This window comes from Streptomyces sp. NPDC012935 (assembly GCF_042900345.1).
Classification (GTDB): Bacteria; Actinomycetota; Actinomycetes; order Streptomycetales; family Streptomycetaceae; genus Streptomyces.
Genome location: NZ_JBIBBC010000004.1, coordinates 269,819 through 296,365, shown reverse-complemented (window position 1 = coordinate 296,365; position 26,547 = coordinate 269,819). Strand labels below are relative to the sequence as shown.

Sequence of the window (26,547 nt, the reverse complement as noted above, 5' to 3'; positions counted from 1 at the left end):
CAGAGGCACCATTGGGCGGCGCACCGATTCGTAGGGTGCCGCTGTGAACGATCGCGCGATGATCAAGTTCTTCGAGGGGCTGGAGCCGCCTGAGGGCGTCAGGGCCGAGCTTCTGCGAGGCGAGATCGTGATGTCGCGTAACTCTGGTCTGGTGAACAACCGCAACGTCACGGAGACGGTGGACCAGATTCCCCGCAACCGTTGGTATCCGCTTCAGACCCAGTGTGTCGACATGCTCGACTTCGTCAGCGCACCCGTTCCCGATGTGGTGGTGACCGAGCGAGGCGCCGGTCCGGATCAAGGGACATACGTGCCGTCGGCGGTGGTCACGGCATTGGTGGAGGTCGTCTCCGAAACCAGCGTGGAGCGCGACTACGGGGTCAAGCGCGCGATCTATGCCGCGAGCGGCGTGCCCGCCTACCTGATCATCGACCCGATCATGGCGCACTGTGTGCTGTTCGCCGAGCCGAAGGGCAGTGGCGAGGAAGCCGAGTACCACGTGCAACGGATGAGCAAGTTCGGCTGCCCGGTCCCGATGGACTGTCTCGGTCTCGAAGTCGACACCACCGGATTCGGCACCTTCAGCAACGTCAGGCCCCACCGCTACCCGTAACGAAGTCGATCAGCTCCTCCACCCGCCCCAGCAACTCCGGCTCCAGGTCCTTGTAGGACCCCACCCGCTTCAGGATCGCCTGCCACACCGCGCCGGTGTTCTCCGACGGCCACCCCAGTGCCCGGCACACCCCCGTCTTCCAGTCCTGCCCGTGCGGGACGCGCGGCCAGGACTCGATGCCCAGGGCCGACGGCTTCACCGCCTCCCAGATGTCGATGTACGGGTGGCCCACGACCAGGGCGTGTTCGCTGGTCACCGACTCCGCGATCCGCCACTCCTTCGTGCCGGGCACCAGGTGGTCCACCAGGACCCCGAGGCGGGCGTCCGGGCCCGGGGCGAACTCGGCCACGATCGACGGCAGGTCGTCGACGCCCTCCAGGTACTCCACGACCACGCCCTCGATGCGCAGGTCGTCGCCCCAGACCTTCTCGACCAGTTCGGCGTCGTGGCGGCCCTCCACGTAGATCCGGCCGGCGCGGGCCACACGTGCGCGTGCGCCGGGGACGGCGACCGAGCCGGACGCCGTACGGCTGGGACGTGCGGGAGCGGAGGACGTCGGGCGTACGAGCGTCACGACCTTGCCCTCCAGCAGGAACCCCCGCGGCTCCAGCGGGAACACCCGGTGCTTGCCGAAGCGGTCCTCCAGCGTCACCGTGCCCGCCTCGCAGCGGATCACCGCGCCGCAGAAACCCGTGCCCGGCTCCTCCACGACCAGGCCCGGGTCCGCCGGTACCTCGGGGGCGGGCTTGGGCTTCTTCCAGGGCGGGGTCAGGTCCGGGGAGTACTGGCGCATTCGGATGACGATAGGAGAAGCGCCGCGGGTACGTCTCGCGGATCAGGGCGACACGCCGAAGCGGGCCGCCAGGGCGTCGCGCTGGCGCCGCACGAACTCCGCGTCCACCACCGCTCCGTGACCGGGCACGTACAGCGCGTCCTCGCCGCCCAGGTCCAACAGGCGGTCCAGGGCGGCCGGCCAGTGCGACGGTACGGCGTCGGGGCCCGCCTGGGGTTCGCCCGACTCCTCCACCAGGTCGCCGCAGAAGACGACCTCCCGATCGCCGGAGGCCGCGCCCGGCACCAGCACGACCAGATCGTGGGCCGTGTGGGCCGGACCGACGTTCGCGAGCAGGACCTGGCGGCCGCCCTCCAGGTCGAGGGTCCACTCGCCGCTCACCTGGTGGCGGGGGCGGACCAGGGCGTCCAGAGCCTCGTCGGCGGCGTCCGGGTCCAGGCCGTTGCCCACGGCGTCCGAGCGCAGTCCCGCCCGCTCGTGCGCGAACACCGTGTCCATGCCCACCGGGCCGTACACCTCCGCCCCGGCGAACGCCGCCGCCCCGAAGACATGATCGAAGTGGGGATGGGTCAGCGCGAGATGAGTCACACGGTGACCCGCGAGCCACTGCGCCTGCGTACGCAACCGCACACCTTCCCCGAGGCTTGACCCGGCGTCGATCACGAGCGCCGTGTCCCGGCCCACGACCAGCCCCGCGGTGCAGTCCCAGCCCGGAAGCCGGCACCTGCCCACCCCGGTCGCCAGCCGTTCCCACCCGAGCTCTTCCCAAGTCACCGTCATACGGCGACGCTAACCAAGACACCACCGTCGGGCATGGTGGTGCAGGACCGGCCTTGCCCGGGGCGTACCCCACCGCCGTACACTGGCCGGGGACGGTTGGCACTCACCAGCGCAGAGTGCCAGGCGAGATGTCAAGGGGACGACTTCTGGAGGTGTGCGCGGTTGCTGAGTGAACGCAGGCTTCAGGTTTTGCGCGCCATCGTCCAGGACTATGTCGGGACCGAGGAGCCGGTCGGGTCGAAGGCGCTGACCGAGCGGCACAACCTCGGGGTCTCCCCGGCGACCGTCCGCAATGACATGGCGGCCCTGGAGGACGAGGGGTTCATCGCCCAGCCGCACACCAGCGCGGGGCGCATCCCGACCGACAAGGGCTACCGGCTGTTCGTCGACAAGCTCGCCGGCGTCAAGCCGATGACCCCGCCGGAGCGGCGCGCCATCCAGAACTTCCTCGACGGCGCCGTCGACCTCGACGACGTCGTGGCGCGCACCGTGCGGCTGCTCGCGCAGCTCACGCGGCAGGTCGCCGTCGTGCAGTACCCGTCGCTGACCCGGTCCACCGTCCGTCATGTGGAGCTGCTCTCGCTCGCGCCCGCGCGTGTGATGCTCGTGCTGATCACGGACACCGGACGGGTCGAGCAGCGGATGATCGACTGTCCCGCGCCCTTCGGTGAGGCCTCGCTCGCGGATCTGCGCGCGCGGCTCAACAGCCGGGTCGCGGGGCGGCGCTTCACCGATGTGCCGAGGCTCGTCGAGGACCTCGCGGAGGCCTTCGACATAGAGGACCGCGGCACCGTTTCGGCCGTGCTCTCCACCCTTCTGGAGACACTCGTCGAGGAGAACGAAGAGCGGCTGATGATCGGCGGCACCGCCAATCTCACCCGCTTCGGACATGACTTCCCCCTCACCATCCGGCCCGTCCTGGAGGCCCTCGAGGAGCATGTCGTGCTCCTCAAACTCCTTGGCGAGGCAGGGGATTCGGGCATGACCGTACGCATCGGTCACGAGAACGCCTACGAGGGACTCAACTCAACGTCTGTCGTGTCGGTCGGCTACGGTTCGGGCGGCGAGGCAGTAGCCAAGCTCGGCGTGGTCGGACCGACCCGCATGGATTACCCGGGAACGATGGGAGCGGTACGCGCAGTGGCACGGTACGTCGGACAGATCCTGGCGGAGTCGTAAGTGGCCACGGACTACTACGCCGTTCTCGGCGTGCGCCGCGACGCGTCGCAGGAAGAGATCAAGAAGGCCTTCCGGCGGCTCGCGCGCGAGCTGCACCCGGACGTCAACCCGGATCCGAAGACCCAGGAGCGGTTCAAGGAGATCAACGCCGCTTACGAGGTGCTGTCGGACCCGCAGAAGAAGCAGGTCTACGACCTCGGCGGCGACCCGCTGTCCCAGGCGGGCGGCGCGGGAGCCGGCGGCTTCGGTGCGGGTGGCTTCGGGAACTTCTCGGACATCATGGACGCCTTCTTCGGTACGGCGTCCCAGCGCGGCCCGCGCTCGCGCACCCGTCGGGGCCAGGACGCGATGATCCGGCTGGAGATCGAGCTCGACGAGGCGGCCTTCGGCACGACGAAGGACATCCAGGTCGACACGGCCGTCGTCTGCAACACCTGCAACGGTGAGGGGGCTGCCCCCGGCACCTCCGCCCAGACGTGTGACATGTGCCGCGGTCGCGGTGAGGTGTCGCAGGTGACGCGGTCCTTCCTGGGCCAGGTCATGACGTCCCGGCCCTGCCCGCAGTGCCAGGGATTCGGGACGGTCGTTCCCACGCCGTGTCCCGAGTGCGCGGGCGACGGACGCGTACGGTCCCGTCGGACGCTCACGGTCAAGATCCCGGCCGGTGTCGACAACGGCACCCGGATCCAGCTCGCCGGCGAGGGCGAGGTCGGCCCCGGTGGCGGTCCCGCCGGTGACCTGTACGTCGAGATCCACGAGCTGCCGCACTCGACCTTCCAGCGGCGCGGCGACGACCTGCACTGCACGGTGACGATCCCGATGACCGCGGCGTCCCTCGGCACGAAGGTGCCGCTGGAGACGCTGGACGGCCTCGAGGAGGTCGACATCCGGCCCGGCACCCAGTCGGGTCAGTCGATTCCGCTGCACGGACGCGGTGTGACGCATCTGCGCGGTGGCGGGCGCGGCGATCTCATCGTCCACGTCGAGGTCACCACGCCGACCAAGCTGGACCCCGAGCAGGAGCGGTTGCTGCGCGAGCTGGCCAAGCTGCGGGGCGAGGAGCGGCCGCAAGGGCAGTTCCAGCCCGGGCAGCAGGGGTTGTTCTCGCGGTTGAAGGACGCGTTCAACGGGCGCTGACGGTGCGCGGGGGTTGCTCGCCGTGGCTGGGGGCTGCCGCCCTCAGCCCCCCGCCCGGCCCTGAACGGGCCTCGTCCTCGAACGCCGGACGGGCTGATTCTCCCCGGCCCGTTGCCGCGGCACCGGGCCGATTCGGACTTGTTCGGAGGACGTGACAACATGCCGTCATGTCCTCCGCGCTGACCGATCTCTTCCCCCATCCGATCGTGCAGGCCCCCATGGCGGGCGGCGTCTCCGTTCCGCAGCTCGCCGCTGCCGTGTCCGAGGCCGGTGGGCTGGGGTTTCTCGCCGCCGGGTACAAGACCGCCGACGGGATGTACCAGGAGATCAAGCAGCTGCGCGGGCTGACGGGCCGCCCGTTCGGGGTCAACCTGTTCATGCCGCAGCCCGAGTATGCCGACGCCGCGGCAGTGGACGTCTACGCGCATCAGCTCGCCGGTGAGGCGGCCTGGTACGAGACCGAGCTGGGGGACCGCGACAGCGGGCGGGACGACGGGTACGACGCCAAGCTGGCCGTGCTGCTCGACAACCCGGTGCCGGTCGTCTCGTTCCACTTCGGGGTGCCGAAGCCGGATGTGCTGGAGTCCCTGCGCCGCGCCGGAACCTTCACCCTCGTCACCGTCACCACCCCGGACGAGGCCCTCGCCGTGCAGCAGGCCGGTGCCGACGCCGTGATCGTGCAGGGAGTGGAGGCCGGCGGGCACCAGGGGACGCATCGCGACAACCCGGAGACGGACCGGTCGGGCATCGGGCTGCTCTCCCTCCTCGCCCAGGTCCGGGAGACCGTCAGCCTGCCCCTCGTCGCCGCCGGCGGCATCATGCGCGGCAGCCAGATCGCCGCCGTCCTCGCGGCCGGGGCCAGTGCCGCCCAGCTCGGCACCGCCTTCCTCGCCACCCAGGAGTCCGGCGCCAACGCCCTGCACAAGCAGGCGCTGACCAACCCCCTGTTCGTACGGACCGAACTGACGCGCGCGTTCTCCGGCCGGCCCGCCCGCGGCCTGGTCAACCGCTTCATGCGCGAGCACGGGCCGTACGCCCCCGCCGCCTACCCCGAGGTCCACCACCTGACCTCCCCGCTGCGCAAGAAGGCCGCCGCGTCCGGTGACGCGCAGGGCATGGCCCTGTGGGCGGGGCAGGGGCACCGCATGGCACGCGACCTGCCCGCCGGGCAGCTGGTGGAGGTGTTGGTCGCGGAGCTGGACGCCGCGACGACAGCGTTGTCGGCGGCGCGCAAGGGGGGTGCTCTCGGATGACGGCGCCGGTGTTCGTCGTCGAGTCGCTGGAGCGGGGCCACCTCTCCGGCGGCGAGTACGTGCTCGACGGTCCCGAGGGGCGGCACGCCGTCTCGGTGAAGCGGCTGCGGGCCGGCGAGGAGGTCGTCCTCACCGACGGGCTCGGGCGCTGGGTAGAGGGGGTCGTCAAGGCGGCCGAGGGCAAGGACCGGCTGGTCGTCGGCGCGGGTGCGGTGGCCGAGGAACCAGCGGGACAGCCCCGTATCACCGTCGTCCAGGCCCTCCCCAAGGGCGACCGCGGTGAACTGGCCGTCGAGACCATGACCGAGACCGGCGTCGACGCGATCGTGCCGTGGGCGGCCGCCCGGTGCATCACCCAGTGGAAGGGCGAGCGAGGGGCGAAGGCCCTCGGCAAGTGGCGGGCCACCGCACGCGAGGCAGGCAAGCAGTCGCGCCGGGTGCGCTTCCCGCAGGTCGCCGAGGCGGCCACGACCAAGCAGGTCGCGGCGCTGCTCGCCGACGCCGACTTCGCCGCCGTACTGCACGAGGAGCGCGACTACGGCAGCGAGCCGCTCGCGACGGCCGAACTGCCCGCCGAGGGCGAGATCGTGCTCGTCGTCGGCCCCGAGGGCGGCTTGGCCCCCGGGGAACTCGCCCTCTTCGAGGAGGCGGGCGCGAAGGCGTACCGTCTGGGCCGAACCGTCCTGCGTACCTCCACCGCCGGAACCGCGGCGACGGCACTGCTCCTCGGCCGCACCGGCCGCTGGTCCTGACCAGGAGGGACGTCCGCCGTGGAACTCGCCCAAGTACGGCTTTTGGTCGGCGACTTCGCCGCCTGCTACCGCTTCTACGCCGAGGTCCTCGGCCTCAAGCCGCAGTCGGGCGCGACGAACGGGCCCTACGAGAAGTTCAGCCCCGCAACCGGTTCGGCGGGCATCGCCCTTCAGGACCGGGCGGTGATGGCCGAGGTCGTGGGCGAACTCGGCGACGAGGCCAGGGGACATCGTTCGCTGGTGGTCCTGCGCGTCGACGATCTGGACACCTACTGCGCACAGATCACCGAACGCGGAGCGACCCTCCTCCACGACCCCACTGCGCTGACCGACCGCATGCGCGTCGCCCACCTCAAGGACCCGGAGGGGAACCTGGTGGAGCTTCAGGAATGGCTGCTGCTGCGCACCTGAGAGCGACCGCCTCCCGCCGTGACGTGCGCGAGCAGGAGTGGCCGTATGCGCTCTACCGCGGCGGCCGGGACAGTGGCAGGCTGCGGTCCCATGGGGGCATTCAGGAGGGTTCGGTCCCGCGTCCACCGGCGTCCCGGGCGTCGTGCGCGGGTGGCTGCCGTGGCGGGGCTCGCCGTCGTCGCCGTCGGCTCGGTGGTCGGCTGTGATCCGAGTGGGCTGAGCTCGGCGACCGTGGCGTTCACGACCGATCAGACCGTGACCGACGAGCTGGAGCGGCAGAAGGCCGACGTGCAGTGGCTCAACTGCACGGGCTCGTACGACGGGGGCGGCAACGGCAGCTCGCCGACCGCCAGTGAGAACGCCGTCGTCAAGGTCGACTGCGAGGGCGAGACCAAGGACGGCAAGGACATTGTCGTCACGGGCCGGATCACCCGGGCCGTCAGCGGTTCCTGTGTGCGCGGGGACCTCGTCGCCAAGATCGATGGCAAGGAGTGGTTCCACGTGAACGGGCTGGGCGACTGCGACGCCACGCCCTCGCCCGTCAACCCGTCCGGGGGCGGACAGCAACCCGGCCCGACCGTCACGGTGACCGTCACCAAGACCGTCTACTGCAAGCAGCACCCGAACTGCTGGCCGGAGGGCAAGTGACCGGCTCCCGGCGGGAGTTGGGGCAAGTGATCCAAAGACCTGTTCGCGGGCGCCGCTCTTGCCTAGGGTGATCGCGTGACACAGTCCGCGACGCCTGCTTCGACTTCGGCCCCCGTCCCCGCGCCGTCATATCTGCGGTATCCGCATCTGCACGGCGACCTGGTCGCCTTCACCGCCGAGGACGACGTATGGCTCGCCCCCCTCGACGGCGGCCGGGCCTGGCGGGTCAGCGCCGACAACGTGCCGGTCTCCCTGCCGCGCATCTCGCCCGACGGTACGACCGTCGCCTGGACCTCCACCCGCGACGGCGCCCCCGAGGTGCACATCGCGCCGGTCGACGGCGGCCCCTCCAGGCGCCTCACCCACTGGGGCAGCGGGCAGACCAGGGTGCGCGGCTGGACGCCCGACGGCCAGGTCCTCGCGATCAGCACCCAGGGCCAGGCGGGCAGCCGCCGCACCTGGGCCCACACGGTCCCGCTCGACGGCGGACCGGCCACCACCCTGCCGTACGGGCCCGTCGCCGATGTCGTCCACGGGCCTCGGCTGCTGCTCGCGTCCGCGCCCATGGGGCTGGAAGCGGCCCGGTGGAAGCGCTACCGGGGCGGTACGGCGGGGAGGTTGTGGATCGAGGCCGAGGGCGACGGGGAGTTCGTACGGCTGCACGAGGAGCTGGACGGAAACGTCGAGTACCCGATGTGGGTGGGGGAGAGGGTCGCTTTTCTCTCCGACCACGAGGGTGTGGGAGCCGTGTACTCGTCCCTGGCCGACGGGTCCGACCTGCGGCGGCACACGCCGGTCGACGGCTTCTACGCCCGGCACGCCGCGAGCGACGGCACCCGCGTCGTACACGCATGTGCCGGTGAACTGTGGCTCCTGGACGACCTCGACGGCGCCGAGCCGCGCCGGCTCGACATCCGGCTCGGCGGGCAGCGCACCGACCGGCAGACGTACCCGTTGAACGCCGCGCGCGCGTTCGGGGAGGCCGCGCCCGACCACACCGCGCGCGGCAGCGCCGTCTCCGTCCGGGGCGCCGTGCACTGGGTCACCCACCGCTCCGGCCCCGCCCGTGCGCTCGCCGCCGAGCCGGGGGTGCGCGCCCGGCTGCCGCGCACCTTCCGCGCGGAGGGCGAGGAGTGGGTGGTGTGGGTGACCGACGCGGAGGGCGACGACGCGCTGGAGTTCGCGCCCGCGACCGGGCTCGCGCCGGGAGCCACCCCGCGCAGGCTCGGCGCCGGGCAACTGGGCCGCGTCCTGGAACTCGCCATGGCGCCCGACGGCAGCCGGGCCGCGGTCGCCGCGCACGACGGCCGCGTGCTGTTCGTCGAGCGGGAGACCGGCGAGGTGCGCGAGGTGGACCGCAGCGCGGACGGGGACGTCTCCGGGCTGGTCTTCTCGCCCGACTCGGCCTGGCTCGCCTGGTCGCACCCCGGCCCCCGCCCGCTGTCTCAGCTCAAGCTCGCCAACACCACCGACCTGTCGGTGTCCGAGGCGACCCCGCTGCGCTTCCAGGACTACGCGCCGGCGTTCACGCAGGACGGCAAGCACCTGGCGTTCCTGTCGACGCGGGCCTTCGACCCCGTCTACGACGAGCACGTCTTCGACCTCGCGTTCGTGGTCGGCTCGCGCCCGCACCTGATCACCCTCGCCGCGACCACCCCGTCCCCCTTCGGCCCGCAGCGGCACGGCCGCCCCTTCGACGCGCCCGACAAGGACGAGACGCCCGACAGCGAGGGCACCCCGACCACGCGCATCGACCTCGACGGCCTCGCCGACCGGATCGTGCCCTTCCCGGTCGAGGCGGCCCGCTACACCACCCTGCGGACCGCCAAGGACGGCGTGCTGTGGCTGCGGCACCCCGTGCGCGGGGCCCTGGGTGCCTCCCGGGCCACGCCGGACGACCCCGAGCCCAAGACCGAGCTGGAGCGCTACGACCTCGTCCAGCGGCGCATCGAGCATCTCGCCGACGACGCCGACGACTTCGAGGTCAGCGGCGACGGCAAGCGGGTGCTGCTCTGGACGAGCGATCGCTTGAAGGTCGTACCGAGCGACCGGCGGGCCTCCGGCGACGACGACAGCGACACGAACATCACCGTCGACCTGAGCCGCGTACGGCAGACGGTCGACCCGTCGGCGGAGTGGCGGCAGATGTTCGAGGAGACCGGCCGCATCATGCGGGACCACTTCTGGCGGCCGGACATGAGCGGGGTCGACTGGTCCGGGGTGCTGGACCGCTACCGCCCGCTGCTCGACCGGGTGGCCACCCACGACGACCTGATGGACCTGTTGTGGGAGGTGCAGGGCGAGCTCGGCACCTCGCACGCCTACGTCGCCCCGAGCGGCGGGTACGGCAGCGGGGCCCGGCAGGGACTGCTCGGCGCCGACATCTCCCGCCACGCGGACGGAAGTTGGCGGATCGACCGGATCCTGCCCTCGGAGACCTCCGACCCCGACGCGCGGGCGCCGCTGGCCGCGCCCGGGGTCGCCGTGCGCGCCGGGGACGCGATCGTCGCCGTGGCCGGCACGCCGGTGGACCCGGTGACCGGGCCCGGCCCGCTGCTCGTCGGCACGGCGGGCAAGGCGGTGGAGCTGACGATCTCGCCGGCCGGGGGCGGAGACGTACGGCATGCGGTCGTGGTCCCGATCGCGGACGAACAGCCCCTGCGCTACCACGCATGGGTGGCGGACCGGCGCGGTTACGTCCACGAGAAGTCCGGCGGCCGGCTGGGCTATCTCCATGTGCCGGACATGCAGGCGCCCGGGTGGGCCCAGATCCACCGCGACCTGCGCGTCGAGGTGGCACGTGAAGGGCTCGTCGTGGACGTGCGGGAGAACGGCGGCGGGCACACCTCGCAGCTCGTCGTCGAGAAACTGGCCCGGCGGATCGTGGGCTGGGAACTGCCGCGCGGGATGCGGCCGTACAGCTATCCCGCGGACGCCCCGCGCGGACCCGTCGTGGCGGTGGCGAACGAGTTCTCCGGCTCCGACGGGGACATCGTGAACGCCGCCATCAAGGCGCTGGGGCTCGGCCCGGTCGTGGGCACGCGGACGTGGGGCGGTGTCATCGGGATCGACAGCCGCTACCGCCTGGTCGACGGCACGCTCATCACCCAGCCGAAGTACGCCATCTGGCTGGAGGGCTACGGCTGGGACGTGGAGAACCACGGCGTCGACCCGGACGTGGAGGTGCTCCAGCGGCCCCAGGACTGGGCGGCGGGGCGGGACGCCCAGCTGGACGAGGCGATCCGGATCGCGCTGGCGGGGCTGGAGGAACGGCCCGCGAAGACACCGCCGGCGCTGCCGACCTGAAGCAGACCGCCGACGCTGCGGACCTGAGGCAGACCGCCGGCGCTGCCGACCCGAGGCGGGCGGTGCGCCCGGCAGACCGCGCTCGCACCCCGCGGCCCGGCCGCCCTCTGGGGCAGCCTCGCCGTCGCGACGCTCCTGTCCGGCAGCCGCCCGCTTCAGTTCCGACGTTCCGCACCCCCCGTGACCGGCAACCGATCACCTGCGGCCGACGACGATACGATGCCTCCCGTAACGACGCGCCCAACTCCCGGAGGGAACCCTCATGGCAGGCGAGCCGCAGGACGACTGTCTGTTCTGCAAGATTGTCGAGGGGCACGTCCCGGCGACGATCGTCCGGGAGACGGAGACGACCGTCGCGTTCCGGGACATCAACCCCCAGGCGCCCACCCACGTCCTGGTCATTCCCAAGGCGCACTACAAGGACGCCGCCGCCCTCGCCGCCGCCGAACCGGCCCTCGCCGCGGACGTGCTGCGGGAGGCCGGCGCCGTCGCCGACGACGAAAAGCTGGAGAGCTACCGGATCGTCTTCAACACCGGCGCCGGCGCCAGCCAGACCGTCTGGCACGCGCACGCCCACATCCTCGGCGGGCGCGGCATGCAGTGGCCCCCCGGATAGGTCGTAGCAGCCGTGTCCGTACGTGAACTGGTGGTCCTCGGCACCGCGAGCCAGGTCCCCACCCGGCACCGGAACCACAACGGGTATCTGCTGCGGTGGGACGGACAGGGAATCCTGTTCGATCCCGGCGAGGGCACGCAGCGGCAGATGCTGCGTGCCGGGGTGGCCGCGCACGACCTGAACCGGATCTGCATCACCCACTTCCATGGGGACCACTCGCTGGGACTGGCCGGGGTCATCCAGCGGATCAACCTCGACAAGGTTCCGCATCCCGTCACCGCCCACTACCCGCGTTCCGGGCAGCGCTTCTTCGACCGGCTGCGGTATGCCACCGCCTACCGCGAGACCGTCGACATCGCCGAGGCCCCGATCAGCGAGGACGGCGTCATCGCCGCCACCGGCGGCCACAATCTGGAAGCCGTGCGGCTCTCGCACCCCGTCGAGTCGTACGGCTACCGCCTCGTCGAGCCCGACGGCCGCCGCATGCTGCCCGAACGGCTCGCCGCGCACGACATCAAGGGGCCGGACGTCGGACGGATCCAGCGCGAGGGGGTGCTGGACGGGGTCTCGCTCGACGACGTCAGTGAGGTCCGGCGCGGGCAGCGGTTCGCCTTCGTCATGGACACACGGCTGTGTGACGGCGTGTACACCCTCGCCGACGGCTGCGACATGCTCGTCATCGAGTCCACCTTCCTGGACGAGGACGTGCAACTCGCCGTCGAGCACGGTCACCTGACCGCCGGTCAGGCCGCCCGCGTCGCGCTCGACTGCGGTGTACGGCATCTCGTGCTCACCCACTTCAGCCAGCGCTACTCCGAGCCGGACGAGTTCGAGCGGCAGGCGCGGGCCGCGGGGTTCGACGGGGAGCTGACTGTCGCGCACGACCTGCTGCGGGTGCCACTTCCGAAACGGCGATAACACCGCCGTACGATGCTTCGATGCCCCTCCCCAAAGCAGAACTGCACCTCCACATCGAAGGCACCCTCGAACCCGAGCTCGCTTTCGAACTGGCTGCGCGCAACCGCGTCGAGCTGCCGTACCTGGACACCGACGAGCTCCGCAAGGCCTATCAGTTCGAGGACCTCCAGTCCTTTCTGAATCTGTACTACGAGCTCATGGCCGTCCTGCGCACCGAGCGGGACTTCGAGGACCTCGCGAACGCCTACCTCGCCCGCGCCGCCGCGCAGGGCGTGCGGCACGCGGAGATCTTCTTCGACCCGCAGGCGCACACCAAGCGGGGCCTGGAGCTGGGCACTGTCGTCGAGGGGCTGTGGCGGGCGCTGGGGAGCAGCGAGGCGAACCACGGGGTCTCCACCCGGCTGATCATGTGCTTCCTGCGCGACGACTCCGCCGAGTCGGCCATGGACACGCTCCGCGCCGCCGAGCCGTATCTCGACCGGATCACCGGCGTCGGCCTCGACTCGGCCGAGGTCGGCCATCCGCCGGTGAAGTTCCGCGAGGTCTACGAGGCCGCCGCAGCGCTCGGTCTGCGACGCGTCGCGCACGCGGGCGAGGAAGGCCCGCCCGCCTACATCACCGAGGCCCTCGACGTCCTCGGCGTCGAGCGCGTCGACCACGGGCTGCGCTGCATGGAGGACCCGGCGCTGGTCGAGCGGCTGGTGCGGGAGCGGGTGCCGCTGACGCTGTGCCCGCTGTCGAACGTACGGCTGCGGACCGTCGACGTCCTCGCCGACCACCCGCTGCCCGCCATGCTCGACGCCGGGCTCCACTGCACGGTCAACTCCGACGACCCGGCCTACTTCGGCGGGTACGCCGGCGACAACTTCGACGCCGTACGCCATGCCCTCGGCCTCACCGACGAACGGCTCCGCGAGCTCGCCCGCAACTCGTTCCTCGCCTCCTTCCTGGAGGACGACGAGGAGCTGCGGGCGCGGTACCTGGCCGAGGTCGAGGCTTACGAGTTCGGGTAGCCGGAGCGGCTATGTGGCCGCGGTGAGGCGGTCGGGCGCTGCCGGGTTGGCCTCGGCGGTGTCCAGGGGGATCTCGACGACCTCGACGACTTCGACGGTCTCGAGGCTCTCCGCGACCTCGACCGTCCGCCCGCTCCGCCGGCCCAGTGCCACCGCCGTCATCGGTACGGCGACGACCAGGAGCCCGACCGCGAGGACCGCGCCCATGGCCGGGAACCCGGCCTGCGCCGACAGGACGCTCCCGGTCAGCGGGCCCGCAGCCGTGCCCAGCGACGACGCCGAGCCGACGAGGACGGCCCAGCGGCCGCGGGTGTCGAGGGAGGCGGCGAGGCCGATGAGGTACGACAGGACGATCGGGTAGAAGGTGTTCCAGGCGATCTCGCCGGTCGCGAAGGTCGTCAGGTCGGTGGCGGACGCGCTGAGCGCGATGCACGCCGCGATGAGTGCCGTACCGGCGCCGATGGGCAGCGCCTTGCCGAGGCGGGGGCCGAGCGCACCCGCCCCGGTCACGCCCAGCAGGCCCGCGCCGAGCCCCACGGCGAACACCGCGCCGACCGTGGTCTCGGTCAACTGTGCCTGCGTCAGGCCTATTCGGCCGCTGACGCCCCAGAGGGAGTTCTGGGCGAGCGACCAGCACAGCATGCAGGCGGCGAGGGTCAGGCCGTGGCGCAGGTGGGGGAGACCGGAGCCGTCCCAGCCGGGCTGGTGCGACGTGGCCGTGGCGGCCGGGAGCCGGCCCGTCAGCGGCCACACGGCGAGCGCGGTGAGCGCGATCGCGGCCAGCGGCTGGCCATGGCCCGGACCGAGGTGCGGCACCGTCAGGTAGACGCCGCCCGCGAGGGCGGAGACACCGAGGAGACCGAGCGTGGTGGCCCGGTGGGGGTCGGGTTGGGCGGCGATGCGGGTGGCGGCGACCGCGGTGGCCGTACCGGATCCGAAGCCGCCGACGACGACGCCCAGGACGACGGACGGCACGGCGTGCGCGAGCGCTGCCACGCCGTAGCCGAGGACGGCGAGGGTGAGGCCGATGCGGGCCAGCCTGCGTACGCCGATCCGCTCGACGCGCGAGGCCAGCAGGAAGCCGGCCGACGCCGAACTCAGCAGCAGTGCGCTGCCGACGGCGCCCGCCTGGGTGGGGGACAGCGGAAGACCGGAGTCGAGCCTGCCGACGACCGTCGGCAGCAGATACGGAGCGAGGTACCCGGCCGTGAAAAGGGCGACGAGGGGCCAGGCAGTGGTGCGAGGGGCGAACACGGGCGTTCCCAGGGCATGCGAAAGGAGCGGCTCAAGAGGGGGAGGAGCGCAGGCCGTCGACGGACAGGAACGCGCGAAGAATTTGTATCAAGCACATGGTTCGGAGAAGAAGCGCGGGGGGTGTGATCTGGCGCACGTTGCGTTTGGGGTGGGGAAGGCCGGGTAAACGAGGGCTTTCCTGATGGCGCCGGGCCAGTCATTTCCGCTCGTCCGGGAGCCGGGGGCGAGGCAGCCCATCCCGATCCCCGGTGGCCGCTCTCGGCGCTGGGTCAGGCGATCCAGCCCGTCTGGGGCGGCTGCCCCCAGCGAGGCGGTGCCGCTCACGCCGGGTGCCAGGTGCCGCTCACGCCGGGTGCCATGTGAGCCGGCGCTAACGCCAGTGCACCGCCCCGCCCGCCGCAGGAGCCGTCGCCTCGATCTTCGCCCTGATCTCCCGCATCACCGCGACGATCCGCTCCTCATGCCCCGCCGACAGTCGCGCCACCGGCACCGAGCAGCTGATCGCGTCCTGGGCGGGGAAGTCGTAGCGCAGGGCGAAGCCGAAGCCGACGATGCCGGGGACGCCCTCCTCGCGGTCGATCGAGTAGCCGCGCGCCCGCACCTCGGCGAGGTCGGCGGCGAGGGAGTCCCGGGTGGTGTGGGTGCGGGGGGTGAGGGGCTCGTACGGGCCCTCGGGAAGGTCGTCGTCCGGGCGCTCGGCGAGCAGCGCCTTTCCCAGCGCTCCCGCGTGCGCGGGGAGCCGGCGCCCGACCCGGCTGATCGTCCGCAGGTACTCGTGCGACTCGCGCGTCGCCAGATACGCAACGTCCCGGCCGTCCAGCCGCGCCATGTGGATCGTCTCGCCCAGCGCCTGAGACGCCTCGTCGAGATACGGGCGTACGGCGCGTACGCGCGGGTCGGAGTCGAGGTAGCTGGTGCCGGTGAGCAGGGCGTGGATGCCGATGCCGTAGAGGGAGCCGGTGACGTCCGTGCGGACCCAGCCGCGGGAGATCAGGGTCTGCAGCAGCGCGTACATGGAGCTGCGCGGCACTTCGAGTGCGTCGGCCAGCTCCTGGAGGCGAGCAGGACGGTCGCCGCGCGCGGCGAGGAGCTCCAGCAACTCCACCGTGCGCGCCGCGGACTTCACCTCACGGACGCCGCCTGTCTCTGACATGGGGCGATGGTAATCGGAGCACCTCGTAAACGCCCCGGAAAGGGCCCTGGAAAGCGCCTCGGGTCGACCGTGGCATTGACGGTCGGGGTTCGCGTATCTAATCTCAATTCTCATACGTGGATGACATCTACATGGGGAGATGCAACGGTGAGCGTCGATACGGACAAGGTGAGCCTCGAAACCGACACGACCCGGCGTCTGCGGGACGGCATGGCGCACGGCGTGCTGTCGTTCCCCCTCACGAGCTTCCACGAGGACGGCTCGCTGGACCCGGACGGCCTCCGCGCCCATGTCGCCGCCCAGGTCGCCACCGGCCCCGGCGCGGTCTTCCCCGCCTGTGGCACGGGTGAGTTCTTCTCGCTGGACGAGGACGAGTACCGGCAGGTCGTCTCCATCGCCGTCGAGGAGGCGGGCGGACGGATGCCGGTCGTCGCCGGGATCGGATACGGCTGGGCGCAGGCCGCGCGGTTCGCGCACATCGCCGAGGAGGCCGGCGCCGACGCCCTCCTCGTCCTGCCGCACTACCTCGTCGCCGCCCCGCAGGACGGACTGGTCGCCCAGCTGGAGCACATCGCGGCCCGCACCCGCCTCCCGCTCATCGCCTACCAGCGCGGTCAAGTCGCCTTCACCGCCGACTCGTTGCAGCGGATCGCCCGCATCCCGAACGTCATCGGCCTCAAGGACGGCCACAGCGACCTCGACCGCCTCCAGCGCCTCACCCTCGCCGCCCCCGAGGGCTTCCTCTTCTTCAACGGGGCCGCCACCGCCGAGATCCAGGCCCGCGCGTACGCCGCCGTCGGCGTCCCGGCCTACTCCTCCGCCGTCCACGCCTTCGCCCCCGAGATCGCGAACGCCTTCTTCGCCGCACTCCAGGGTGGCGAGCACGGCACCGCCGACAAGCTGCTGCGCGACTTCTATGTCCCGCTCGTCGAGCTCCGCGACCGGGTGCCCGGATACGCCGTGTCACTGGTCAAGGCGGCGGCACGGCTGCGCGACCGCCCCGTCGGCCCCGTACGCGCCCCGCTCACCGACCCGTCGGCCGGTGACCTGGCCGACCTGCGTACTCTCCTCGCCACCGGACTCGGACTCGTAGGAGCCGCCCTGTGAACCTCACGATCACCGATGTCCGTCTGACGCCCATCCTGGTCGCCGACCCGCCGCTGCTGAACACCCAGGGCATCCATCAGCCGTACACGCCCCGCCTGATCGTGGAGGTCGTGACGGCCGACGGGATCACGGGGGTGGGCGAGACGTACGGCGACACCAAGTACCTGGAGCTCGCCCGGCCGTTCGCGCAGAAACTGATCGGTCATCAAGTCAGTGACCTCAACGGGCTGTTCGTCGTCGCGGACGAGGTGGCCGTCGACCGGTCCCGGGTGTCCGGACAGGTCGACGTCGGCGGGCTGCGCGGGGTCCAGACCGCCGACAAGCTGCGGCTGTCCGTCGTCTCCGGCTTCGAGGTCGCCTGCCTCGACGCCCTCGGCAAGGCACTCGGGCTGCCCGTGCACGCCCTGCTCGGCGGCAAGGTGCGGGACGCGGTCGAGTACAGCGCGTATCTCTTCTACAAGTGGGCCGGTCACCCGGTCGGCGTCGCGGCCGAGAAGGACGACTGGGGTGCCGCGGTCGACCCGGCCGGGGTCGTCGAGCAGGCGCGGAGGTTCACACAGCGGTACGGGTTCACCTCCTTCAAGCTCAAGGGCGGTGTCTTCCCGCCGGACGAGGAGATCGCCGCCGTACGGGCGCTCGCGGACGCGTTTCCCGGCCACCCCCTGCGCCTCGACCCCAACGGGGCCTGGTCCGTGGAGACCTCGCTGAAGGTGGCGCGGGAGCTCGGGGACGTCCTGGAGTACCTGGAGGATCCGACGCTGGGTACGGCCGGTATGGCCGAGGTGGCCGCGCAGGCCGGGGTGCCGCTGGCGACCAACATGTGCGTGACGACGTTCGCGGAGATCAAGGAGGCCTTCACGAAGGACGCCGTGCAGGTCGTGCTCTCCGACCACCACTACTGGGGCGGGCTGCGCAACACCCAGCAACTGGCCTCGATCTGCCGCACCTTCGGCGTAGGGGTGTCCATGCACTCCAACACCCATCTGGGCATCTCCCTGGCCGCGATGACCCATGTGGCGTCGACCGTCCCGGACCTCCACCACGCCTGCGACTCCCACTACCCCTGGCAGTCCGAGGACGTCCTCACCGAGCGCCTGACCTTCGAGGGCGGCAGGGTCGCCGTGTCGGACGCGCCCGGCCTGGGCGTCGAGCTGGACCGCGACCGGCTCGCGGAGCTGCACCGGCGGTGGCTGGATGACGACGGCTCGCTGCGGGACCGCGACGACGCGGCTGCGATGCGGGTCGCCGAGCCCGGCTGGGTCACGCCTTCGGTGCCGCGCTGGTAGCACCTCGCCGACCGCCTCGGTAGGTCGTTCACGAGGGGCAGGAGGGGCGCAGGAGAGGCGCAGGAGAGGCGCGGGAGAGGCGCGGGAGAGGCGCGGGAGAGGCGCAGTGGGGGCGCGGAAGGGCGCGGGACGGGACCGGGAGGGGCTCTGGCAAGATCGCGGTGGCGTTGTCAGTGGTGTGGTGCAGACTGGCCAGATCAGCACCACGTCAGGGAGCGCACCGTGACCACGCCCACCGCGCCGACCGGAAAGGGAGCCTCGCCCCAGAGGCCGTCGTCCAGAGCTGGGGGGCCGTACCGCCGGACCCAGGTCGACCCCCTCGCCGGCCTGCGCACGGCCGCCGACCCACCGTGGGACGTGTATCTCACGGGCACGGTCTTCCTCGACATCATCTTCACCGGCCTCGACTCCGCCCCCGTCCGTGGAACGGAGTCCTGGGCGCGCGGGATGGGTTCGAGCCCCGGCGGCGTGGCGAACATGGCCACCGCCCTGGCCCGCCTCGGCCTGAAGACGTCGCTCGCGGCAGCCTTCGGCGACGACCACTACGGCGAGTACTGCTGGGACGCGCTGGAGCACGGCGAGGGCATCGACCTCTCGCCGTCGCGCACGGTGCCGGGCTGGCACTCGCCGGTGACGGTCTCGATGGCGTACGAGGGGGAGCGCACGATGGTCTCCCACGGCCACGAGCCGCCACCGGAGGAACCGGCGCCGGACTGCCCGCCCCGCGCGCGGGCCGCCGTGGCCTCCCTGGTGCCGGGCACACGTGCGCCCTGGATCGCGCAGGCCGCGCGCAAGGGTGCCCGGATCTTCGCCGACGTCGGCTGGGACGACACGGGGGCGTGGGACCTGGCAGGGCTGGCAGACCTGGAACACTGCGAGGCGTTCCTGCCGAACGCGCAGGAGGCCATGCGGTACACCGGCGCCGACTGCCCGCGCGAGGCGGCCCACGCCCTGACCGAGCACGTCCCGGTCGCGGTGGTCACCCTCGGCGCGGAGGGCGCGTACGCGGTGGACAGCAGGACCGGGGAGACAGCTGTCGTCCCCGCGATCGCCGTGGAGGCCCTGGACCCGACCGGCGCCGGTGACGTCTTCGTGGCCGGCTTCGTCGCCGGGACCCTGGCCGACTGGCCGCTTGCCGACCGGCTGGCCTTCGCGGGCCTGACAGCCGCCCTGTCCGTCCAGGAGTTCGGCGGCTCCCTCTCAGCCCCCGGCTGGGCCGAGATCGGCGCCTGGTGGCGTCAGGTCCAGTCCCTCGACCGGCAGGACCCCGAGGCCCTGCGCCGGTACGCGTTCCTGGCCGACCTGGTGCCGCAGGAGCAGGGCAGCCCCTGGCCGCTGCGGCGGGCGGTGCCGACGATCGGATTCCGCCGGTCGGCGTGACGACAGGGACCGACGACGCCCGAGGCCGACGACGGCTGGGACCGGCGACGGCCGGGACCGACGGCGGCCGCGACCGACGACGCCCGAGGCCGACGACGGCTGGTACCGACGACGCCCGAGGCCGACGACGGCTGGGACCGACGACGGCCGGGGACCGACGACGGCCGGGGACCGACGGCGGCTGGTACCGACGACGCCCGAGGCCGACCACGGCTGGGACCGACGACGCCCGAGGCCGACCACGGCTGGGACCGACGACGGCTGGTACCGACGACGGCTGGGGCCGCGCCGGCCGGGACCGACGACGGCCAGGACCGACGACGGTCAGGACCCGCGCCGCCTCCCGCGCGTGGGGCCCTCCCGCGGCCGGATCAGCTGGGCGTGGCCGGCGTAAGCACCACGAAGTCCGCGTTCGACGGGTCCACGCACACCGCCAGCCGGCCGACGCCCTCCGCGTCATCCGGCCCCATCTGCACGCTGCCGCCGTTCTCGGTGACCTTGGCGACCGCGGCGTCGCAGTCGGTGACGTTGAAGACCGGGTGCCAGTACGGCCGCCCGCCCGCCAGTACGAGGTTCTCCACGGGGAGCTCCATGAGGCCGCCCTGCATGCGCTCCTCGGGCTGCCCGGCCGGGGTGATGAGGGTGTACGCGCCGCCCCCGCCACCCGGCATCGGCATGTCGCTGAACTGCCAGCCGAAGACACCGCTGTAGAACTCCTTCGCGCCCGCGGCGTCCGTCGTGTACAGCTCCGTCCACGACAGCGAACCCGTCTCGTCCGCCAGCTCGAAGGCACCCTGCTTCCCGGGCTGCCAGACGGCGAACTGGCCGCCCAGCGGGTCGTCGTACTGCGCCATCCGACCCCAGTCGTCGAGGTCCCGCGGCGGCACCCGCACCGTGCCGCCCGCGCGCTCCACGGCCTGCGTGGTGGCGTCCGCGTCGGTGACGGCGTAGTAGATCATCCAGGCCGAGCGGGCGCCCTCCTCGGTGAGCTTGCCGAGCCCGGCGACGATCTTGCCGTCCTTCTTGAACATGCCGCCTTCCATGTCGCCGCCCTCGCCCATGGACTCGTACTCCCAGCCGAGCACCGCGCCGTAGAAGGCCGCGGCGGCCCGGACGTCGGGGGCGCCGAGGTCGAGCCAGCAAGGGGAGCCGGGCGCGAGGTCAGTGGTGATCATGACGAGTCCCTTCGCAGAGCCGCTATGACCTCAGCGTGACACCCGGCACTGACAACCGCCCGTCGTGGCGCGACGGGGTGCCGTGCCCGCCGGCTCTGGTTACGATCCGGCCATGAGGGACGACGAGCCTCACGACCGACATGCCCTCGCCGCCGTCGCGCACGACTGGGCGGCGGCGATGGTCTCCAACGACCCCGCGCGGATCGCCGACTTCATGGCCGACGACTGGGCCATCGTCTCCGAGTCGGGCATCTCGACCAGGGAGCAGTTTCTGTCGTTCGTCGAGTCCGGCGAGCTGACCCACTCGTCGTTCCGACTTGTCGGCGAGCCCAGGATCCGCATGCACGGCGACTCGGCGGTCGTGACGGCACGCATCACGAACACCGCCCACTACAAGGGCGAGCGCTTCGACGCCGACGAGTGGACCACAGACGTCTTCGTACGGCGGGACGACCGCTGGCGCTGCGTGCTCAGCCACATCACCCCGGCGGCCCGGACCTGAACTCCCGGAAGAGCGAGGGCCTCCCGAATCTCCGGGACGGCGAGGGCGTTCTGAACCCTCAGCCCGCCGTCACCGTCGTACGCACCGCCCCGTCCGGTCCCGCCACCAGCACCGGCGTCTGCGGTCCACCGAGGTCCCGTACCGCCGCGCGGTCCTCGTCCGAGGCCTCCTCGGCCTCCGTCACGACCGCCGCCGCCTCCAGCGACTTCGCCCCCGACGCCACCGCCATCGCCACCGCAGTCCGCAGCGCGCTCAGCTTCAGGGAGTCCAGGGCGACCGTCCCGGCGACATAGGTACGGCCGGTCTCGTCCCGTACGGCCGCACCCTCGGGCACACCGTTGCGGGCCCGTGCGGAACGGGCCAGGGTGACGATCTTGCGGTCCTCGGGGTCGAGCGCGCTGTTCTCGGTCATGACCTGAGCATACGTAGCGGCGCCCGCGCTAACCGGCCACGGGGTACATGGCCCCGCGCCGTCCCTCCGGGGAGGCCAGCCACTCGAGCTTCGCCGCCGTGTTCGCCTCGTCCAGCGGCGTGTGCAGGACGATCGACAGGTCGGGCCGCACCGGCATCTGCATCACGCTCGACTCCATGCACAGCAGCCCGACGAGCGGATGGTCCAGTTCCTTGCGGATCTGCCCGGCGTCCTCGATGTCGCGCCGCTCCCACAGCGCGGTGAACTCCGGGCTGGACGCCTTCGCCTCGGCCAGCACGGAACGGAAGCCCTCGTCGTCGGGAGAGGCCGAGCAGAGCGCACGGAACTGCGCCACGACCGTGCGGGCGTTCTGCTCCCAACTCCTCGAACGCGACCGGTACATCGGGTCCGTGAAGAAGTCGATCAGGCAGTTCCACCGCTTGCCGGGCCGCATCCCGAGCACGGTCGCGGCGGCGTCGTTGTAGAGCACGCCGTTGTAGTACCGGTCCATGATGTGCGCCGGATACGGCATCCACGCGTCGATCAGCCGCCGCAGCCCGTCGCACATGTCCCGCTTCTCGGGCGCCACTTCGGGGGCCGGCGGATTCAGGCCGGCCAGCAGATACAGATGCCGGCGCTCGGCGTTGCTCAGCCGCAGCACCCGGCCCACCGAGTCCAGCACCTGCGGCGACACGGAGATGTCCCGCCCCTGCTCCAGCCACTGGTACCAGGAGGCGCCCACTCCGGCGAGCACGGCGACCTCCTCGCGCCGCAGCCCCGGCGTACGGCGCCGCGCCCCGCCGTCCGGAAGCCCCGCCTCGCCCGGTGTCACCCGGGCCCGCCTGCTCATCAGGAACTCGCGCAGCTCGCGCCGCCGATGACTCTTCAGCGCGCTCCCGGACACGTCGGACACGTACGGATCCCCCTCATCCCGGTGGCTGGTGGTGCCACCACCAGGACAACTTCCCGCTCCCCACGGCTATTCCGGTGCCCGCAGGCTCTTGCCCATGGCGATCGACACCACCAATCCCCCTGCCACTCCCACCCCACCGCTCGGCACCCCCCGGTCCCCCCGGATGTCGACGCGCGACAAACTCGTCCTGTTCGTCCTGTGCGCCGCCCAGTTCATGGTCGCGCTCGACTTCTCCGTCCTGAACGTCGCCCTCCCCGTCCTCGGCGCCGACCTCGGCATGAGCCCCTCGGCGCTGCAGTGGGCGGTGACGGCGTTCGCGTTGCCGTCCGGCGGCTTCCTGCTCCTCTTCGGCCGCATCGGCGACCTGTACGGCCGCCGCAGACTGTTCCTCGCCGGACTCGCCCTGTTCGCCGCGGCCTCGGTGCTCGCGACGTTCGCATGGGACCCGGCGTCGTTCCTCGCGGGACGCGCCCTGCAGGGTCTCGGTGCCGCGCTCATCGTCCCGACGGGCATGTCCCTGCTGACCACCACCTTCGCCGAAGGCCCCGCCCGGGACCGCGCCCTCGGCATCTCCGGGACGCTGATGTCCCTCGGCTTCACCATCGGCGTGGTCGCGGGCGGCGTCCTGACCGACGCGCTCGGCTGGCGCTCCACGATGGGCCTGCTCGCCGTCTTCGCCCTGGTCGTGCTGCCGCTCGCGCCCGGCCTGCTGCCCGAGTCCCGCACCCCGCAGCGCCCGCACCTGGACGTGCCCGGCGCGATCACCGTCACCGGCGGTCTGCTGTCCTTGATCTACGCCCTCACGACGGCGGCCGACCACGGCTTCGCCCGCGCCGACGTCATCGCGACCCTGATCGCGGGCCTCGCGCTCCTGGCGGCCTTCGTGGTCGTCGAGTCCCGCACCGAGTCACCGCTCGTCTCCCTGCCCATGCTGCGCCGCCGCACCGTGGCATGGGGCAACCTGGGCGGTCTGGTCACCTTCTCGATGATGTCGACGGTGGTCTTCGTCCTCACCCTGTACCTGCAGGAAGTGCTCGGGCTGTCGGCCTGGGAGACGGGCCTGGTCTTCGGCGTGCAGGGCGTCATGTCGGTGATCGCCGGCTCGCTCACGCCGAGGTTCATCAGCCGTCTCGGCGCGCGCCGCATCCTGGTCGTCTCGCTCGCCGGCCAGGGTGCCTTCGGTGTCGCCCTGCTGTTCCTGAACGCGCACGTCTGGTCCGTCTGGCTCGTCACGGCCGCAGTCTCGCTGGCGAGCATGTTCCACCTGGGCGCGATCATCTCCTACGGCCTGACCGTCACCTCCGGCGTCCCCGACGAGGAGCAGGGTCTGGCCACCGGCCTGGTCACCTCGACCCAGCAGGTCGGCATCACGATCGGCATCCCGCTGCTGGGTGTCCTCGCGACGACCTCCGGTGACCTGCTCTCCGGCACCCGCACCGTGCTGGCGCTCGACGCGGCGATCGTCCTGGTCGCCGCGGTCCTGATCGCCGTCGGCCTGCGGAGGGAGAGTGGCTCAGGGGCGGTCGAGGCGGAGCCGGTCGGCTCTCGGTAGGCCCGCCACGACCAGGTCGTACGAGTCCTCGACGAGCTCCCGGACGAAACGGTCCGGGAGCTCGCCGTCGACGGTCACCGTGTTCCAGTGCCGCTTGTTCATGTGATAGCCGGGGACGATGAGCCCCGGATACTCGCCGCGCAGGCGGACCGCGTCCTCCGGGTCGCACTTGAGGTTGACCGTCAGGGGCCGGGCGTCCAGGTTCGTCAGGGCGAAGAGCTTGCCCAGCACCTTGAAGACCGAGGTCTCCGGGTTGAACGGGAAGTCCTCCACGGTCGCGTTGAAGGACAGGCAGAACGCACGCAGCTCCTGAGGGTTCACTCCGTCACTCCGTCACTCCGTCACTCGGCCCTGGTCTTCTCGCCCAGGTGGCCGGCCGGACCCACCGGCTCCACGAGCACGGTCACGATCTTGTTCCGGCGACCGGCCGACGCCTCCGCGGTCAGGCGGAGTTCCCGGGCGTCCGGGAGCTCGACCAGGGACGACGCACCGGCGATCGGGACGCGGCCGAGTGCCTTCGCCAGCAGCCCGCCGACCGTCTCGACGTCCTCGTCGTCGTACTCGTCGAGGCCGTACAGCTCGCCGAGGTCGGTGATGTCCAGGCGGGCGGTGACGCGGTAGCGGTCCTCGCCGAGTTCCTCCACCGGCGGCAGCTCACGGTCGTACTCGTCGGTGATCTCGCCGACGATCTCCTCGAGGATGTCCTCGATGGTGACGATGCCGGCGGTGCCGCCGTACTCGTCGATGACGACGGCGACGTGGTTGCGCTCCTTCTGCATCTCGCGCAGCAGGTCACCGGCGTTCTTGGTGTCCGGTACGAAGACGGCGGGCCGCATCGCCGTCGACACCAGCTCGCTCTCCGCGTCCCGGGAGATGTGCGTCTTGCGGGCCAGGTCCTTCAGATACACCATCCCGACCACGTCGTCCTCGCTCTCCCCTACGACCGGGATACGCGAGAAACCGGAGCGCAGGGCGAGGGTGAGGGCCTGGCGGATGGTCTTGTAGCGCTCGATGACGACGAGGTCGGTCCGCGGGACCATGACCTCACGCACCAGCGTGTCGCCCAGCTCGAAGATCGAGTGCACCATGCGGCGCTCCTCGTCCTCGATCAGCGACTCCTTCTCGGCGAGGTCGACCAGCGCCCGCAGCTCCGCCTCGGAGGCGAACGGGCCGCGGCGGAAGCCCTTGCCGGGGGTGAGCGCGTTGCCGATGAGGATCAGCAGAGGGGGGATCGGCCCCATGATCCGCGCGAGCGGCAGCAGCACGTACGCCGCCGCCGTCGCCGTGTTCAGCGGGTGCTGGCGGCCGATGGTGCGCGGGGAGACACCGACGGCGACGTACGACACCAGCACCATGACCGCTATCGCGACCAGCAGCGCCTCGGTGGTGCTGTCGAACTCCTGGAGGCAGGCGTAGGTGACGAGCGAGGCGGCGGCCATCTCGCAGGCCACGCGCACCAGCAGCGCCACGTTCAGATAGCGGGTCGGGTCGGCCGCGACGAGCGCGAGCTTCTCGCTGCCGCGGCGCCCGCTGCGTACGGCTTCCTCGGCGCGGAAGCTGGAGACGCGCGCCAGGCCCGCCTCCGCGCAGGCGGCGAGCCAGGCGACGACCACCAGGGCGATCGCGCCGGAGACGAGGGGGAGGCTCATGACACGGTCGGGGCCGGGGAGGGGCCGGTCAGGCCCTTCTCCGTACGCCAGCCGTCCACGATGGCGGCCTGCAGGCCGAACATCTCGGCCTTCTCGTCGGGCTCCTCGTGGTCGTACCCGAGCAGATGCAGCACGCCATGGACGGTGAGCAACTGGAGCTCCTCGTCCATGGAGTGCTGCGTGGGCGCCTCGGCCCCCTGCTTGGCGGCGACTTCGGGGCACAGCACGATGTCACCGAGGAGCCCCTGCGGAGGCTCGTCGTCGTCCTTCGAAGGCGGTCGCAGCTCATCCATCGGAAAGGACATGACATCCGTCGGACCCGGCAGGTCCATCCACTGGATGTGAAGCTGCTCCATGGCGTCGGCGTCCACGACGATCACCGAGAGCTCGGAGAGCGGGTGGATGCGCATCCGCGCGAGGGCGTAGCGGGCGATGTCGAGGATCGCCTGCTCGTCGACCTCGGTTCCGGACTCGTTGTTGACGTCGATCGACATGGTCGCGCGTGTTCTCTACTTCCCCTTGTGCCCGGCCTTGCCGCCGCGGCCCTTGTGCGTGCCGTTCTGGGTGCCGTGCGTGTTGTCGAACTTCTCGTACGCGTCGACGATACGGCCGACCAGCTTGTGCCGGACGACATCGTGGGACGACAGCCGCGAGAAGTGCACGTCGTCGACGCCGTCCAGGATGTCCTGCACCTGCCGCAGACCGGACTTGGTGCCGTCCGGGAGGTCGACCTGGGTGACGTCAC

The 26,547-nt window shown here is 71.7% G+C and carries 27 protein-coding genes; 16 read left to right on the top strand and 11 right to left on the bottom strand.

Going from position 1 to position 26,547, the window contains the following annotated elements; all coding sequences use genetic code 11:
- The first annotated feature begins 58 nt into the window (after positions 1 to 58).
- Positions 59 to 613, top strand: coding sequence for a Uma2 family endonuclease (locus tag ACFY5C_RS13195; protein WP_389443861.1), 555 nt, complete (start codon positions 59 to 61; stop codon positions 611 to 613).
- Here the strand turns inward: ACFY5C_RS13195 and ACFY5C_RS13190 are convergent.
- A complete protein-coding gene (locus ACFY5C_RS13190) occupies positions 591 to 1,406 on the bottom strand; it encodes a DUF3097 domain-containing protein (protein WP_389443859.1) in 816 nt (271 codons plus the stop codon). The genes ACFY5C_RS13195 and ACFY5C_RS13190 overlap by 23 nt on opposite strands.
- 42 nt (positions 1,407 to 1,448) lie before the next feature.
- On the bottom strand, positions 1,449 to 2,186 hold the full coding sequence (locus ACFY5C_RS13185) for an MBL fold metallo-hydrolase (protein WP_389443858.1): 738 nt from the start codon (positions 2,184 to 2,186) through the stop codon (positions 1,449 to 1,451).
- Between the two features lie 162 nt (positions 2,187 to 2,348).
- Here ACFY5C_RS13185 and hrcA point away from each other — a divergent pair, with 162 nt between their 5' ends.
- The 10 genes from hrcA (at position 2,349) to ACFY5C_RS13135 (ending at position 13,419) form a co-directional block, all read left to right on the top strand.
- On the top strand, positions 2,349 to 3,365 hold the full coding sequence (gene hrcA, locus ACFY5C_RS13180; protein WP_328881715.1) for a heat-inducible transcriptional repressor HrcA: 1,017 nt from the start codon (positions 2,349 to 2,351) through the stop codon (positions 3,363 to 3,365).
- Positions 3,366 to 4,502, top strand: coding sequence for a molecular chaperone DnaJ (dnaJ, locus tag ACFY5C_RS13175; protein WP_383611045.1), 1,137 nt, complete (start codon positions 3,366 to 3,368; stop codon positions 4,500 to 4,502).
- Between the two features lie 167 nt (positions 4,503 to 4,669).
- Positions 4,670 to 5,755: a nitronate monooxygenase gene (locus ACFY5C_RS13170; RefSeq protein WP_389443850.1), complete on the top strand. Its 1,086-nt coding sequence runs from the start codon at positions 4,670 to 4,672 to the stop codon at positions 5,753 to 5,755.
- Positions 5,752 to 6,507, top strand: coding sequence for a 16S rRNA (uracil(1498)-N(3))-methyltransferase (locus tag ACFY5C_RS13165; RefSeq protein WP_389443848.1), 756 nt, complete (start codon positions 5,752 to 5,754; stop codon positions 6,505 to 6,507). Before ACFY5C_RS13170 ends, ACFY5C_RS13165 begins: the two co-directional genes overlap by 4 nt.
- Positions 6,508 to 6,525: 18 nt before the next feature.
- Positions 6,526 to 6,918, top strand: coding sequence for a VOC family protein (locus ACFY5C_RS13160; protein ID WP_389443846.1), 393 nt, complete (start codon positions 6,526 to 6,528; stop codon positions 6,916 to 6,918).
- A 90-nt stretch (positions 6,919 to 7,008) separates the two neighbouring features.
- A complete protein-coding gene (locus ACFY5C_RS13155; protein ID WP_389443844.1) occupies positions 7,009 to 7,566 on the top strand; it encodes a hypothetical protein in 558 nt (185 codons plus the stop codon).
- 75 nt (positions 7,567 to 7,641) lie between these two features.
- A complete protein-coding gene (locus ACFY5C_RS13150; RefSeq protein ID WP_389443842.1) occupies positions 7,642 to 10,872 on the top strand; it encodes a S41 family peptidase in 3,231 nt (1,076 codons plus the stop codon).
- Between the two features lie 262 nt (positions 10,873 to 11,134).
- Complete coding sequence (locus ACFY5C_RS13145; protein WP_389443840.1) at positions 11,135 to 11,488, top strand: histidine triad nucleotide-binding protein; 354 nt, start codon at positions 11,135 to 11,137, stop codon at positions 11,486 to 11,488.
- 12 nt (positions 11,489 to 11,500) lie between these two features.
- Positions 11,501 to 12,406, top strand: a complete 906-nt coding sequence (locus ACFY5C_RS13140) for a ribonuclease Z (RefSeq protein ID WP_389443838.1) — start codon at positions 11,501 to 11,503, stop codon at positions 12,404 to 12,406.
- Positions 12,407 to 12,426: 20 nt separating this feature from the next.
- A complete protein-coding gene (locus ACFY5C_RS13135) occupies positions 12,427 to 13,419 on the top strand; it encodes an adenosine deaminase (RefSeq protein ID WP_389443836.1) in 993 nt (330 codons plus the stop codon).
- A gap of 9 nt (positions 13,420 to 13,428) precedes the next feature.
- Here the strand turns inward: ACFY5C_RS13135 and ACFY5C_RS13130 are convergent, their stop codons facing one another.
- Together ACFY5C_RS13130 and ACFY5C_RS13125 are read right to left on the bottom strand one after the other, a co-directional pair.
- Positions 13,429 to 14,673 (bottom strand): MFS transporter, encoded by a 1,245-nt coding sequence (locus ACFY5C_RS13130; RefSeq protein WP_389443835.1) that lies wholly within the window; start codon positions 14,671 to 14,673, stop codon positions 13,429 to 13,431.
- 370 nt (positions 14,674 to 15,043) lie between these two features.
- The gene (locus ACFY5C_RS13125; RefSeq protein WP_389443833.1) at positions 15,044 to 15,826 is read right to left on the bottom strand and encodes an IclR family transcriptional regulator; all 783 of its coding nucleotides are present in this window, start codon (positions 15,824 to 15,826) and stop codon (positions 15,044 to 15,046) included.
- Positions 15,827 to 16,036: 210 nt separating this feature from the next.
- Here ACFY5C_RS13125 and ACFY5C_RS13120 point away from each other — a divergent pair, with 210 nt between their 5' ends.
- From ACFY5C_RS13120 to ACFY5C_RS13110, 3 genes are all read left to right on the top strand, one after another.
- On the top strand, positions 16,037 to 16,933 hold the full coding sequence (locus tag ACFY5C_RS13120; protein ID WP_389444135.1) for a 5-dehydro-4-deoxyglucarate dehydratase: 897 nt from the start codon (positions 16,037 to 16,039) through the stop codon (positions 16,931 to 16,933).
- Complete coding sequence (locus tag ACFY5C_RS13115; RefSeq protein ID WP_389443831.1) at positions 16,930 to 18,219, top strand: glucarate dehydratase family protein; 1,290 nt, start codon at positions 16,930 to 16,932, stop codon at positions 18,217 to 18,219. Before ACFY5C_RS13120 ends, ACFY5C_RS13115 begins: the two co-directional genes overlap by 4 nt.
- 222 nt (positions 18,220 to 18,441) lie before the next feature.
- On the top strand, positions 18,442 to 19,599 hold the full coding sequence (locus ACFY5C_RS13110; RefSeq protein WP_389443829.1) for a carbohydrate kinase family protein: 1,158 nt from the start codon (positions 18,442 to 18,444) through the stop codon (positions 19,597 to 19,599).
- A 371-nt stretch (positions 19,600 to 19,970) separates the two neighbouring features.
- Here the strand turns inward: ACFY5C_RS13110 and ACFY5C_RS13105 are convergent, their stop codons facing one another.
- Entirely contained in the window at positions 19,971 to 20,774 is an 804-nt protein-coding gene (locus ACFY5C_RS13105; RefSeq protein ID WP_389443827.1) for a VOC family protein, read from the bottom strand.
- Between the two features lie 112 nt (positions 20,775 to 20,886).
- Between ACFY5C_RS13105 and ACFY5C_RS13100 the strand changes: the two genes are divergently transcribed.
- The gene (locus ACFY5C_RS13100; RefSeq protein ID WP_389443826.1) at positions 20,887 to 21,276 is read left to right on the top strand and encodes a nuclear transport factor 2 family protein; all 390 of its coding nucleotides are present in this window, start codon (positions 20,887 to 20,889) and stop codon (positions 21,274 to 21,276) included.
- A gap of 58 nt (positions 21,277 to 21,334) precedes the next feature.
- On the opposite strand, the gene ACFY5C_RS13095 is transcribed toward ACFY5C_RS13100, so the two are convergent.
- On the bottom strand, positions 21,335 to 21,688 hold the full coding sequence (locus ACFY5C_RS13095; protein ID WP_389443824.1) for a cytidine deaminase: 354 nt from the start codon (positions 21,686 to 21,688) through the stop codon (positions 21,335 to 21,337).
- 28 nt (positions 21,689 to 21,716) lie between these two features.
- Positions 21,717 to 22,538, bottom strand: coding sequence for a helix-turn-helix transcriptional regulator (locus tag ACFY5C_RS13090; RefSeq protein WP_389444133.1), 822 nt, complete (start codon positions 22,536 to 22,538; stop codon positions 21,717 to 21,719).
- 157 nt (positions 22,539 to 22,695) lie between these two features.
- On the opposite strand from ACFY5C_RS13090, the gene ACFY5C_RS13085 reads away from it, so the two are divergent.
- Positions 22,696 to 24,153: an MFS transporter gene (locus tag ACFY5C_RS13085; RefSeq protein WP_389443822.1), complete on the top strand. Its 1,458-nt coding sequence runs from the start codon at positions 22,696 to 22,698 to the stop codon at positions 24,151 to 24,153.
- Here ACFY5C_RS13085 and ACFY5C_RS13080 read toward each other — a convergent pair.
- The 4 genes from ACFY5C_RS13080 to ACFY5C_RS13065 all read right to left on the bottom strand — a co-directional run.
- Entirely contained in the window at positions 24,115 to 24,474 is a 360-nt protein-coding gene (locus ACFY5C_RS13080) for an MmcQ/YjbR family DNA-binding protein (protein ID WP_362382373.1), read from the bottom strand. The genes ACFY5C_RS13085 and ACFY5C_RS13080 overlap by 39 nt on opposite strands.
- Positions 24,475 to 24,494: 20 nt before the next feature.
- The gene (locus tag ACFY5C_RS13075; protein ID WP_389443820.1) at positions 24,495 to 25,802 is read right to left on the bottom strand and encodes a hemolysin family protein; all 1,308 of its coding nucleotides are present in this window, start codon (positions 25,800 to 25,802) and stop codon (positions 24,495 to 24,497) included.
- Positions 25,799 to 26,296 (bottom strand): rRNA maturation RNase YbeY, encoded by a 498-nt coding sequence (ybeY, locus tag ACFY5C_RS13070; RefSeq protein ID WP_004001382.1) that lies wholly within the window; start codon positions 26,294 to 26,296, stop codon positions 25,799 to 25,801. Before ybeY ends, ACFY5C_RS13075 begins: the two co-directional genes overlap by 4 nt.
- A 15-nt stretch (positions 26,297 to 26,311) precedes the next feature.
- Positions 26,312 to 26,547, bottom strand: a 236-nt coding sequence (locus ACFY5C_RS13065; protein WP_389443818.1) for a PhoH family protein, incomplete at its 5' end; no start/stop codon positions are given.